This is a genomic window from Alkalicoccobacillus porphyridii (assembly GCF_007293315.1).
Classification (GTDB): Bacteria; Bacillota; Bacilli; order Bacillales; family Bacillaceae_D; genus Alkalicoccobacillus; species Alkalicoccobacillus porphyridii.
In genome coordinates this window covers 166,881-180,454 of sequence record NZ_VLXZ01000001.1, presented here as the reverse complement: position 1 = coordinate 180,454, position 13,574 = coordinate 166,881, and the positions used below count along the sequence as shown (strand labels likewise).

Genomic DNA, 13,574 nt, shown 5'->3' with positions numbered 1-13,574 from the left:
TGTCTAGAGCTTTTGTCCCCTTTTATCTTCCGTCGCCTCTTTTAATTAACTCTAGTTGTCCTGTTTCAGGGTGAATCACTAACCCGTGTACGGGAACTTCTTTTGGCATGAGTGGGTGGTTTTCTACGATCCCAACACTATGATGTACACTCTCTTCTACATTAGCGAAGCCTGTTAGAAATTGTTTGACGTCAACACCAGCATACTCAAGCGGTTCAATTGTTTTCATATCAACTCCGCGCTGCTCTGCTTTTTTAAGGATGCTTTTTGATTCTAGGCCTGCCATACCGCAGCCATGATGACCAATAATTAACACTTCTTCTGCTTGAAGCTCGTACACAGCTAAAAGAATGCTTCTCATAATACTTCCAAATGGATGTGAAATAACTGCTCCTGCGTTTCGAATAATTTTAGCATCGCCTTGACCCACATTCATCGCCCGAGGCAACAGTTCAGCTAAACGAGCATCCATGCATGTTAGTATCACTAATTTTTTATTAGGGAATTTAGTGGTTTGATAGTTTTCGTATTCTTTGGTTTCTACAAAATGCTTATTGTATTCGAGAATGTTATCTAAGTTTGGCACGGTTCTTCACTGCCTTTCAATTGGGTTAGCGTTTTTCAATTGCAATAATAAAGGGTGGAGCATTTTTTTGATTAATAAATCCGTATTGGAGCACATGTGCTTGCTCCTGGGGGAGGTTCTCGACATAGTTGAGAACGGCGTCTTTTTCGATGGCACCTTCAGTATGACCGTGATAAACAACAAGAACAATCAATCCCCCCGGTGACATTGCGCCAAACAAATTAGCAATGGCTGCAATGGTTGTCTCTGCGTGAGTGGTAATGCTCTTGTCGCTTCCGGGTAAGTAGCCTAAGTTAAAAATAGCCGCTTTTAGAGAGTGAAGGTGCTCACTTTGAATATGATTGATCGCATGCTCATGTCCAGTATGATATAAGTGGATTCGTTCTGCTATGCCTTCATTAAGAACTCGAGAGTGTGTAGCTTGAATCGCGGCTTCCTGCACATCAAAGCTATAGACGTGTCCTTTTGCGCCAACAAGCTTGGCCAAGTAACAGCTGTCATGACCATTTCCGGCCGTGGCGTCAACAGCGGTATCTCCTTCCGTCACAACAGAAGCAAGTAGTTCGCGAGCAAAAGGAAGAATGCCTTTTAGCTTCATTGGCCTGACTCTTTCTGATAGTGATACCCTTGCCATGTACCGCGATCCTTTAATTCCTTTTCAATTCCGTTTAGAACATCCCATTTGTTCATACTCCACATCGGTCCAATGAGTAGCTCGGGTGGGCCATCACCTGTTAGTCGATGCACAATCATATCTTTTGGAATGACTTCGAGTTGGTCTGCTACAAGCTTAATATACTCATCCATATCCATTAAATCAACTAGACCTTTTTCATATTGCTTAACCATACCTGTTTTCTTTAAAAGGTGAAGCAGATGAATTTTGATTCCTTGCACATCAAGCTTGGCCACTTCTTTAGCTGTTTCTAGCATCATTTCCGTTGTCTCAAGTGGTAATCCATTAATGATATGAGAGCATACGCGTATGCCGTGCTTTCGAAGCTTGGCAACACCCTCCTTGTAGCATTCGTAATCATGGGCGCGATTAATAATATTTGCCGTACGTTCGTGAACCGTCTGTAAGCCAAGCTCTACCCAAAGGTAAGTGCGCTCATTTAATTCGGCCAAATATTCCACTACATCATCAGGTAAACAGTCGGGACGAGTCGCAATGGAAAGACCAACAACGCCTTCTTGTTTCAGAATGACTTCAAAATAATTACGAAGGGTTTCGACAGGGGCATAGGTATTTGTATAGGCTTGGAAATAACCAATGTACTTACCTGTTTTCCACTTCTTATGCATTCGTTCTTTAATCGTATGAAATTGGGTGACTAAATCATCGGTTCGATCACCGGCAAAGTCGCCAGAACCTCTCACACTGCAAAAGGTACAGCCACCATGAGCGACCTGGCCATCTCGGTTCGGACAATCAAAGCCGGCATCAAGAGGAACCTTAAATACCTTGGTGCCAAAATGATCTCGCAAATGAGCACTCCATGTGTAATAGCGCTTGTCTATAAAATGAGATGGAATCGGTTGTACTGCTGAATTCATCAAATCTACCTTCCTATGTTAAACAACAATTAATATGGATGCATATTTTTATCCTTCATTTTATCATGTGACATGATGAAGAGCCACTTTAATTCTAAGGAAGAAAATAAATTGCTTTTCAGCATTAAGTGACATAGGATTACTTCTTGAGTAACTAATAAAGGCAGGAGAGAGACATATGCCAAAGTCCATATGGATTTTAATTATTGCCATGACGATGAGCGTCACTGGTATTTCATTTTTGTGGCCATTGAATGCTATTTATATTCATGAAGAGTTAGGAAAATCGTTAACGATAGCTGGATTTGTACTTATGTTAAATTCTGCTGCTGGCGTGTGTGGGAATTTGCTGGGAGGGCGATTATTTGATCAGATCGGTGCCTATCGAACCCTGGTTCTTGGAGTAACTGCTGCTGCTATTAGTGCCTGTTTGTTAGCTTTTTTTCATAGCTTTACTTATTATATGCTGTTGCTCATGGGTGTAGGATTCGGATCGGGGATGATGGCACCAGCTTTATATGCATTAGCTGGAACGTTATGGCCGGAAGGGGGTAGACGTCCGTTTAATGCGATGTATGTCGCGCAAAATGTCGGTGTATCAATTGGTACCGCGCTGATTGGAGTGGTAGCTGCTAATGAATTAACAGCGGTCTTTCAAGCAAATGCGCTGATGCACGCGGGCTTATTTGTATTTGTATTATTTGCTTTTCGTAAGCTAAAGGCCAAATCAACAGGTCATGACACAATGAAGCCATTAGAGAACATTCCATTCAGGAGACATTTTCGTTTTCACTCCTTGATTTTTGTGAGCATAGCTTTTGTTATTTGTTGGATGAGTTATACTCAGTGGCAGGCAAACGTGTCGGTCCACACCCAGGGTTTGGGTCTTTCTCTTGGAGCGTACAGTTTATTTTGGACGGTTAATGGTTTGATGATCGTTTGTGCCCAGCCGCTTTTATCTTTGGTTATAAAGAAATGGATACAGGGAATTAAAGCGCAGATGGTTGCAGGTGTGATCTTATTTATCGTTTCTTTTCTTGTTTTGACTCAAGTTACACAGTTCTCTGGTTTTATGACAGCAATGATTATTTTAACCATTGGTGAAATGTTTATCTGGCCAGCAGTTCCAACAGTGGCGAGTCAGTTAGCTCCAGATGGCAGAGAGGGATTCTATCAGGGTCTAGTTAATAGTGTAGCCATGGTCGGAAGAATGTTTGGTCCAATATTAGGGGGCTTTATAGTTGATGTCTACTCGATTTACGTATTGTTTTATGTTCTTGTGGGTATGCTGATTCTATCGATTCCATTCTTACTCGTTTATGATCACCCATTAAAAAAACACCACATGCCTAGCTAGGCAGAATCATTATTTTTAATCATTCTGAGCGGTCGCTTGACAGAGCGGTGACAACTTCATACAATACTAGTAAGTTCATACGAGAAAAGTTGATGTTAACGAGGAATAGTAGATGTATCTGGGAATGCAGAGAGTTGGCGGAAGGTGCGAGCCAGCCGAACAGGTAGATTGAACTCCCCTTCGAGTCTTGAGGGTGAAATGGGTAGTAACCTTCAACGGGTCACGTCCGTTATTTGTGTAAAGAGTGAACAGAGGCTAACTCTGTTAATCTGGGTGGTACCGCGGGATAAGCATAGAAGCTAACTCTCGTCCCTGATAATTAATTTTATTAGGGGCGGGAGTTTTTTTATATGCAAACGGACTCATACGCTAACAACTTACTGGACCATAACTACTAACAGGGGGAAAAGTAATGTCTTTTTCACATAACAAAATCGAACCAAAATGGCAGGCGTACTGGGAGCAAAATAAGACGTTCCGTACAAATACAGCAAGTGATAAGCCAAAATACTATGCATTAGATATGTTTCCGTATCCATCTGGAGCAGGGCTTCATGTTGGTCATCCAGAAGGAATGACTGCGACGGATATTTTATCAAGAATGAAACGTATGCAAGGGTATGAGGTCATGCATCCAATGGGATGGGATGCTTTTGGACTTCCTGCGGAGCAATATGCCATTGATACAGGGAACGCACCTGCAGCATTTACTCAATTAAATATTGATACCTTCCGCAGACAGATTAAAGAGCTAGGATTCTCATATGACTGGGATCGTGAAGTGGATACGACGGATCCTAATTACTATAAATGGACGCAGTGGATTTTCATTCAGCTTTATAACAAAGGGTTGGCCTATGTTGATGAAGTAGCAGTGAATTGGTGTCCAGCACTTGGTACGGTCCTTGCAAACGAAGAGGTTATTGATGGATTGAGCGAACGAGGTGGGCATCCGGTTGAACGCCGTCCGATGAGACAGTGGATCTTACGAATTACTGCCTATGCGGATCGTTTGTTAGAGGACTTAGAAGATCTTGACTGGCCGGAAAGTCTTAAGGATATGCAAAGAAACTGGATTGGTCGTTCAGAAGGTGCGCAAGTTGAATTTCAGCTTGATGGATTTGAGGACGTTATTTCTGTTTTTACCACGCGACCAGACACATTATTTGGTGCAACATATATGGTGTTGGCGCCTGAGCATAAACTAGTGTCAACCATTACATCTCCAGAGCAAAAGGATGAGGTTGAGACTTATCAAAAGAAGGTGGCTACAAAAAGTGACCTTGAACGCACAGAGCTTTCTAAAGAGAAATCTGGAGCATTTACTGGAGCTTATGCAATCAACCCAATCAATGGTGAGAAGATCCCTGTTTGGATTGCTGACTATGTGTTAGTTAGCTATGGAACAGGTGCGATTATGGCTGTACCTGCTCATGATGAGCGTGACTATGAATTTGCTACTGCCTTTTCATTACCAATTCGTGAAGTGGTTGCAGGAGGAGACATCGAACAAGGAGCCTACATTGGCGACGGTAAGCATGTGAACTCTGGTTTCTTAGATGGATTAGGAAAAGACGAGGCTATTACGAAGGCCATTACATGGCTAGAAGAAAAATCAGTTGGTACGAAAAAAGTAACATATCGTTTGCGTGATTGGTTATTCAGCCGTCAACGCTATTGGGGAGAGCCAATCCCAGTCATTCACTGGGAGGATGGAACAACCACTACTGTGCCAGAAGACCAATTGCCATTGATTCTGCCTGAAATGGATGAGATTAAGCCTTCTGGAGTGGGGGAATCTCCACTTGCGAATGCAAAAGAGTGGCTAGAAGTGATTGATCCAGAAACGGGAATGAAAGGAAGAAGAGAAACCAATACAATGCCACAATGGGCAGGAAGCTGCTGGTACTACCTTCGTTACCTTGATCCAAATAATACAGAAGCCTTGGCTGACCCTGAAATTTTGAAGGATTGGTTACCTGTTGATATGTATATTGGAGGAGCGGAGCACGCCGTACTGCATTTATTGTACGCTCGTTTCTGGCATAAATTTTTGTATGATATTGGCGTGGTTCCGACCAAAGAGCCGTTCCAACGCTTATATAATCAAGGTATGATCCTAGGCGAAAACAATGAGAAGATGAGTAAGTCAAAAGGAAACGTAGTGAATCCCGATGATGTCATTAAATCTCATGGTGCTGACACCTTGCGTCTTTACGAAATGTTTATGGGACCACTTGATGGAACCATTGCGTGGTCTACCAATGGTTTAGACGGATCACGTCGCTTCCTTGAAAGAGTGTGGAGATTATTTATTGAAGAGGTATCAGGAAACATAAGCCCAATCATTACTGATAGTGAAGGCACTGAATCCTTAACACGTGTTTACCATCAAACGATTAAAAAAGTAACAGAAGACTTCAAGGAATTGCGCTTTAACGTAGGAATATCACAAATGATGGTTTATATTAATGAAGCGTATAAGCAAGAAACATTGCCTAAAGATCAAATGGAAGGCTTCGTAAAAATCCTTTCACCAATCGCTCCTCACATAGCTGAAGAATTGTGGTCAAAGCTTGGACATACGGAGACTGTTACCTATGCAGCATGGCCTGAATTCGATGAGGCTAAGCTCGTTGAAAACGAAGTAGAAGTTGTTGTCCAGATTAACGGAAAGCTTAAAGCAAAACTCGTTATTCCTGCAGACTCTTCTCGCGAGCAAATGGAAGAGCTTGCCCGTGCTAACGAAACCGTCCAAGAAGCTATGGCTGGCAAAACCGTACGTAAAGTCATCGCCGTACCAAGGAAGTTAGTGAATATCGTTGTAGGATAAGTAAATATAGCCCCGTAGCACCATTCTTGGTGCTGCGGGGTTTTTACGATGAGGCATTGGATTTTCCTTTGTGGAGAAAGATGGATTCTTGGTAAGGAGAGTGTTCATCTTGGAGAAGAGCCCTTCTTTCTTGGTAAGCGGATGAGGGTCTTGGTAAGGAGAGCATTTGTCTTGGAGAAGAGCCCGTTTTTCTTGGTAAGCGGATGTGGGTCTTGGTAAGGAGAGCATTCGACTTGGAGAAGAGCCCTTCTTTCTTGGTAAGCGGATGTGGTTCTTGGTAAGGAGAGCATTCGACTTGGAGAAGAGCCGAACTTTCTTGGTAAGCGAATGAGGTTCTTGGTAAGGAGGACATTGATCTTGGAGAGGAGCCGGTCCTTCTTGGTAAGTCGATGTGTCTCTTGGTAAGGGGATCATTCGTCTTGGAAAGGAGCCGGTCTTTCTTGGTAAGCAGGTATGGCTCTTGGTAAGGAGGACATTGATCTTGGAGAAGAAGCCGTCTTTCTTAGTAAGCCGATTTGGCTCGGTCAAGACCTTATTATTGTGTGAAAAGTATTACTGATACCTACCCTAAAACAAGCGGACAAAATAGGAGGGTCGACACCTGCGGGATGAAAAGGTTCATTGAGATAAATCGACGGAGTCGGGTTAGCTCAATACCTTCCCGCGGTAAGCGTGCCCCCTATTTTGGGAGCGACGGACGAACAAAAGAATTATGAGTCACCCTCTATCCAGAAAATCCTCAATTTCATTTGCACATAGACCTGGACGTTGTCGTACTCATCATATATTAAGCCTCTCCTAAAAAAAGCTTAGCCCCCAACACATCGTTGGGGGCTAAGACACGTTCACACTCGTTCAGCTGCTGATTTACCCGCTGTATAGCCGGTCGAAAAGGCGCAGGTAATGTTATACCCGCCCGTGTAACCGTGAATATCCAAAACCTCTCCGCAAAAATATAGTCCTTCTGCTTTTTTTGAGTGCATGGTTTTAGGTTCTATCTCTTTGACAGACACACCACCACCCGTCACGAAGGCTTTTTCAATTGAAAGAGTTCCGTTAGCATGTATGATAAACTGTTTCAATGTTTTGGCCAGTTGTCGGAGAACTTCATGAGAAATATTAGCACAGGTCGCCTCAGAAGGAATCGAGAGGTGCTCGTACAAATACAGCAGCATCCGTTCCTGAGTTACAACCTTGAGGACATTTTTAAGCTGTTTTTTAGGCTCTGCTTTGACTGATTTCCAAAGCTCTTGAAATAGATCCTCTTCAGACTTCCCAGGAAATAAATCTACACGTAATTCAATCGAGGAGACATCAAACTTTTTAAGTGCTTTGACTACATACTGACTGCAGCGTAACGAGGCTGGTCCGGAAATGCCAAAGTGCGTAAAAATCATATCTCCTTCGTGAGTTTTTATTATCTTCCCTTTAGGATTAATAACAGAGAGCTCTATGTCACGTAATGAGAGACCTTGAAGAGCTTTTTTCTTGATAAATGGATCATCTGAAGTGATTGGAACTTCCGTTGGATAAAGCTCGGTAATCGTATGGCCGGCTTTCTTAGCCCATGGATATCCATCTCCAGTTGAGCCGGTGTGTGGTACGGATTTGCCTCCTGTTGCCACAATAATTGATTTTGTTTTGAGTACTTGTCCGTCCATTAATTTAACGGAGTCAACCTTTCCATCTAGGTAATCAATTGTTTTGACGGCTGCATTTGTCCAGATCGTCACTCGTAAATCTTGAATGCGGCGTAGCAAGGTATCAACGACTGTTTGAGCTTTGTCGTTAACCGGGAACATGCGTCCGCGATCTTCTTCTTTTAATTGGATTCCTAGTCCCTCGAAAAATTGGATAATATCTTCATTATCAAATGTTGCAAACGGACTGTGCATAAACTTACCATTGCCTGGAATGTGCTCTATCAGCTGTTTGCGCTCCATTCGATTTGTAACATTACAGCGTCCGCCACCTGAGATGGCTAATTTCCTGCCTAATTTATTGCCTTTATCTATGAGAAGCACCTTCGCTCCATGTTCTGCAGCCGAAGCAGCAGCCATAAGACCTGAAGGGCCACCTCCTATAACAATGACCTCATACATTTCCCGAATCTCCTTTGTGTTTCCTGCTCGAATCAAGTAAATAGCTTTAATCATACTATCACAATTTCACTTAAAAGAGTAAATGGGGAAGGGGCGGGCTAAATAGTGTAGCCAATTAATGTCATAATTAAAGGAATTCTCTTTTTTGATGTAAAAAATCTGTTATACTATGAAGTGAATGTAAGCGCTTTACTTATAAGCTTTTGATGAGAGTGGTGTACGCTATGATTGAGTGGGGTTTAAACCGAATTCATGGCATAAAAAATAAGATTATTATTATTGCCATCTTACAATTAGTCTTTTTCTGTATTATGGGGATCATTAGCTTTAGAGTATTTACAGCAGTGTATGAGACAGAGGTATACAACGAGTCTGCAAACACATTAAAAATTTCTTCCACGGTATTAGATGAAGAATTAAAAAAAATTGAGCAAATGTCATTCCAAATAAGTACGGATCCAGTTATTCAGAATTACATGGAAGGCATTAACTATGAATATTATGGGTACGATGTGTATCGATCAAGGAGGTTTTTATTAGAACGGTTAAATTCATATTACTCTCAGGAGCGTTATGTTTCTTCTATTCAGATGCTTGATACACTAGGTGAATATTATGTAGTTGGTAACCAACCCATCAATGACTTTATTGATAGAGAATGGACAGACGAAATGAGTGCAGCTAGTGGAGCAAATGTTTGGATGTCGCTTTCGGATGAGGGCGTATTAGTATCAACAAGGGAAATGAGAAAGCTAAATGATTTAAGCCTTTCTTACTTAGGCTCCGTCTTTATTACGATTGATATGGAGGAGTTTATCTCTGATTCCCTCAACCTTTCCTCTGACAAAAGCTTTGTCATTATGAAGGACGATGAAGTCATGTATGTAAAGGATTTTCCAATTGAGGCAGAGACATTGCTTGAAGGAGCTACTAATACTAATTATCAAATTAAAGAATGGAATGATAGAAAATACTTTTATACCTCCCAACACTCAAGGCATTCTGAGTTGATGTATTTTAATATTTTACCATTTGATGAAGTGGCAGGGTCTACAAGTAGACTAAATCAGCTAATGATCGGATCATTTATTCTAATTCTCTTCATTATCATACTTATTAGTAGTAAGCTGGCGCGAACGATCTCTAAACCACTAGAAGATTTAACTCAGAAAATGAAGCAGGTAGAAATGGGGAATTTCACACCGATGGAAAATGAGAAGCGTGTGCATTCATCAGGTGAAATTGAACAGCTTCATACCAATTTTGACTCAATGATCCAGAAAATTAATACGTTAATAACTGAAAATTATTCAAAGCAGCTTGTTATTAAAGAAACGGAGTATCGAGCTTTACAGGCGCAAATTAATCCCCACTTCTTATACAACACATTAGATTCAATTAATTGGTTAGCAAAGGTTAATCGGCAAAATGATATTTCAAACATTGCAGAATCATTAGGAAATATGATGAGAACAATCATTAGTAAAAAAGAGCCGCTTATCTCCATACAAGAGGAGCTAAATATTGTTCATCATTATATGGTGATACAAAAATACCGTTATAAAAAAAGACTGACGTTTGAAATGAAGCAGCCAGATGAAGTAGATCTTTATCGCATACCGAAGCTAACGATCCAGCCAATAGTAGAAAATGCTATTCAACATAGCTTGGAGGAAATTATTGACGAATGTGTCATTCAAGTAGAGCTCACTGTAAATGATCAGTCTATAGAAATTTTAATTAGTGATAATGGTGTCGGGATGAGCCAGGAGACGATTCAAGCCATTTATGAGGGGCGTGTGAAACCGAAACGGTCCGGGATTGGTCTCGCCAATATCATGGAGCGTATTCAATTAATGTTTGGAGAACCATATGGTTTAGATATTCAAAGTGAAGTGGGCAATGGCACAACCGTTACAATAACTCTCCCTACCGTAAAGGAGTGATGTAGATGTACAAGGTATTATTAGTTGATGATGAAGTTAATATTCTTGAGGGTATTGCAGCTTTAGTAAACTGGAAAGCTTGTGGTACTCAGTTAATTGGTAAGGCAGGGAATGGTCTAAGTGCCTTTGAGCAAATTCAAGAAAAAGAGCCGGATATTGTGATTACTGATATTAAGATGCCTGGACTAAATGGAATTGAATTGATTAAACGTGTACATCCACTTAATCCAAAGATTAAATGGATCATTCTTTCTGGTCACGATGAGTTTGAATTTGCAAAAACAGCGATGGAGCATGAAGTAAAGCACTATCTTTTAAAACCATCAAACGAACAAAAGATCGAAGAAGCATTAAAGCAAGTCACAACGAACCTAGATAAACAAAAGCAGGATGAAGATTTTGTGTTGAAAATGAAAAATAGATTACACGAAATTCTACCTAAAGCAAGAACTCAGGTATTAAAGGAGGTCTTATCAGATAACACATTTGGGGCGCAGGAGTGGGGGCATTTTCAGCATTTGTTTGGATCGGATGATATTGTGGCCCCATTAAAATTAATCGTCATGATTATTGATGAACCAGAGGACCGAACGATCGGTTATCAATCCGAGGAATTTGAACATTTTTATGCTTTAAAGGAAATGGCAACCTATGAGTTACAGCAGGTACAAACCGTCCTACTTTCTACTACCATTGGAGAGAAAGTCGTCATCCTCATTGAAAGCTGTCCAGATCAACAATTAATTTCCACATTAAAAGAAGTAAAGCAACATTTTAATTATTTCTATCAACTAAGCTTTACTAGTGCCATAAGCTCGGAAAATAACGTCACGCATCTAAGACAGCTGTTTAGAGAGGCGCTACAGAGTTTGGCTCAACGTTTTTATATAGGTGAGGGAGGAATTATATCTACGGGGTCACTAGATCAGCAGCCGTTTCGATTTGATGAACTACAGTTTAACCATGAAGAACTGCTAGTCTTTATAAGAAGCGGAAACAAAAGCGAGGTTCAAAGCTATCTTGATCACTATTTTTCATACGTAGCAGAGAAAAAGTATGACGTTAGTATCGTAAAAGCCCATAGTCTCGAGCTTTATACTTCAATCATTAGGCAGGCATCAAATGAGCTAATGAATGAGCTGTTTAAAGAAGTAACCAGCTTTCAAAGGCTTAATACATTTAATCAAATTGAAGAGTTCTTGAAAGAGGCAGCACAAAAGGTTACGAGCGAAAACTATACCTCCGCTAAAAAACACCTAAGTACAACTATTCATAATGTATGCGAATATGTTGAATCCCATTATGACAACACTGATGTATCCTTATCTCAATTATCAAATGATGTATTCTATATGAATTCTGATTATCTTGGTAAGTTGTTTAAAAAAGAAATAGGGGAAAAGTTTTCCCATTATTTAATGAAGCTTAGAATTTCAAAAGCAGTAGAATTAATTGAAACGTCAGACGACATTAAAGTGGCAGACATAGCTGAAATGGTTGGCTTTGGAAACAACCCAAGATACTTTAGCCAGGTATTTAAAAAACAGATTGGTTTTACTCCAAGTGAGTATAAAGAAGTTAGAACCTCTTAGCTACAGGGAGATCTTGGAGAAGGATCATCTAAATTTTCTGAGCGGTCACAGTTTGGTTTGTTTCAAACCTTTGTCAAAATGCCTCTAAGGAACGAATCCTTGGGGGCATTTTGAATGTTAATAGACATTTTTACGTCACCTCTGTTTTTTGAACAAAAAGTATCTGAAAATTGGATTACATCAAAAAATCAGATAGTGTACTATATTAGCAGGTAGAGAAAGCGCTTACAAAAAATGAGGGGGTTACTTAATGAAAAAGAAATGGTTTGGATTAACTACTTCAATTTTAACTGCATCATTAATTATGACCGCATGTGCTGGAGGAGCTTCAGGTGGCGACAATACTGATTCAACTGGTGGCGGCGATGGTGGTAATGGTGGCGACGAGCAGGTAACACTAAGAATGTCATGGTGGGGCTCACAGGAGCGACATGATATGACATTTAAAATCATTGAAATGTATGAGGATGCGAACCCTCATGTGAAAATTGAACCTGAATTCACAGGGTTTGATGGCTACTTTGAACGAATGGCTGCACAAGCTGCAGGTAATAATCTCCCCGACATTATGCAACAGAACTTTGGAGAATACTTAAATCTATATGCCAGTCAGAACTTATTAACAGACCTATCTGAATTTCTTGATGATGGAACCATTGATGTTAGCCAGGTAGATGAACTAGTGCTGGAATCTGGAGTGAAGGATGGCAAGCAATTAGGTATTCCAAGTGGAATGAATGCACTTACCGTTATCTATAGTCAGGAAATGCTTGACGAAGCAGGAGTCGAGATTGATGAGAATTGGACGTGGGAAGACTTTGAAGAAATCGCCTACCAGGTTCATGAAGAACTTGATACGTACGGAACGCGTTCGTTTGATCCAAAGAATATCTTTGAGTACTACTTGAGAGAAAAGGGACACACCTTATTTAACGAAGATGGAACAGGTTTAGGCTACGATGATGATCAATTATTAACAGATTTCTTAACTTTAGAAAAGAATATGGTTGATGACGGTGTAGCACCAGGCTATGATGTCGTCCAACAAATTCAAGGTATTGAGGATGAATTAATTGTCCATGGAACGGCTCCATTTGATTTTAGATGGTCAAATCAGGTGGTAACTATGTCGAGTGCAGCAGATTATTCCTTTGATTTAAATGTTTTACCTGGAGAGAATAACAACCAGGCGATGTATCTAAAGCCCGCTATGCTATGGTCTGTAAGTGAAAACTCTCAGAATAAAGAGGAAGCTGCGAAATTTATTGACTTCTTTACAAACACAGCGGAAGTATTTGAGACGATTGGATCCGACAGAGGGGTTCCAATCAATGCTGAAATTCGTGATGGAATGCAAGCTGATCTAAATGAAGTAGAAACCAAGATTTATGAATATATCGATTATGTTACAGAGAATAGCTCTCCTATCGATACTAATTTCCCAGCTGAATCTACTGAAGTGCTTCAAGCGCTTGAAAATGTAGATGAGCGAGTGATGTATGGACAGCTTACACCTGAAGAAGGTGCAGAGGAATTTAGAAGAACAGCTGAGATGATCTTAGGAAATTAAAGTAGAGAAGTGATCCTGTCAAGTTTATCAC

9 protein-coding genes and 1 other annotated feature are annotated in these 13,574 nt (G+C 40.6%); of the genes, 5 read left to right on the top strand and 4 right to left on the bottom strand.

The annotated features are described in order from the left end of the window. Positions 1-22 precede the first annotated feature (22 nt). Genes FN960_RS00820 through mnmL form a run of 3 tightly spaced genes read right to left on the bottom strand, consistent with a single transcriptional unit; the run spans position 23 to position 2,143 of the window. Entirely contained in the window at positions 23-586 is a 564-nt protein-coding gene (locus FN960_RS00820; RefSeq protein ID WP_143846476.1) for a beta-class carbonic anhydrase, read from the bottom strand. Positions 587-611: 25 nt separating this feature from the next. Beyond that, on the bottom strand, positions 612-1,184 hold the full coding sequence (gene mnmM, locus FN960_RS00815) for a tRNA 5-(aminomethyl)-2-thiouridylate-methyltransferase MnmM (RefSeq protein ID WP_143846475.1): 573 nt from the start codon (positions 1,182-1,184) through the stop codon (positions 612-614). After that, entirely contained in the window at positions 1,181-2,143 is a 963-nt protein-coding gene (gene mnmL, locus FN960_RS00810) for a tRNA modification radical SAM protein MnmL/YtqA (protein ID WP_143846474.1), read from the bottom strand. The genes mnmM and mnmL overlap by 4 nt, the downstream gene beginning before the upstream one ends. Before the next feature lie 178 nt (positions 2,144-2,321). Here mnmL and FN960_RS00805 point away from each other — a divergent pair, with 178 nt between their 5' ends. After that, complete coding sequence (locus FN960_RS00805) at positions 2,322-3,500, top strand: MDR family MFS transporter (protein WP_143846473.1); 1,179 nt, start codon at positions 2,322-2,324, stop codon at positions 3,498-3,500. Positions 3,501-3,586: 86 nt separating this feature from the next. Then, positions 3,587-3,817: a binding site (T-box leader), on the top strand. A 95-nt stretch (positions 3,818-3,912) separates the two neighbouring features. Next, positions 3,913-6,333 (top strand): leucine--tRNA ligase, encoded by a 2,421-nt coding sequence (gene leuS / locus FN960_RS00800; RefSeq protein WP_143846472.1) that lies wholly within the window; start codon positions 3,913-3,915, stop codon positions 6,331-6,333. Between the two features lie 845 nt (positions 6,334-7,178). On the opposite strand, the gene FN960_RS00795 is transcribed toward leuS, so the two are convergent. Next, on the bottom strand, positions 7,179-8,435 hold the full coding sequence (locus FN960_RS00795) for a BaiN/RdsA family NAD(P)/FAD-dependent oxidoreductase (protein WP_143846471.1): 1,257 nt from the start codon (positions 8,433-8,435) through the stop codon (positions 7,179-7,181). Positions 8,436-8,659: 224 nt separating this feature from the next. Between FN960_RS00795 and FN960_RS00790 the strand changes: the two genes are divergently transcribed. The 3 genes from FN960_RS00790 (at position 8,660) to FN960_RS00780 (ending at position 13,543) form a co-directional block, all read left to right on the top strand. Continuing rightward, positions 8,660-10,381, top strand: coding sequence for a sensor histidine kinase (locus tag FN960_RS00790; RefSeq protein WP_185970849.1), 1,722 nt, complete (start codon positions 8,660-8,662; stop codon positions 10,379-10,381). Between the two features lie 5 nt (positions 10,382-10,386). Next, complete coding sequence (locus tag FN960_RS00785) at positions 10,387-11,973, top strand: response regulator (RefSeq protein ID WP_143846469.1); 1,587 nt, start codon at positions 10,387-10,389, stop codon at positions 11,971-11,973. 250 nt (positions 11,974-12,223) lie between these two features. Continuing rightward, positions 12,224-13,543, top strand: coding sequence for an ABC transporter substrate-binding protein (locus tag FN960_RS00780; RefSeq protein ID WP_143846468.1), 1,320 nt, complete (start codon positions 12,224-12,226; stop codon positions 13,541-13,543). Positions 13,544-13,574 lie beyond the last annotated feature (31 nt).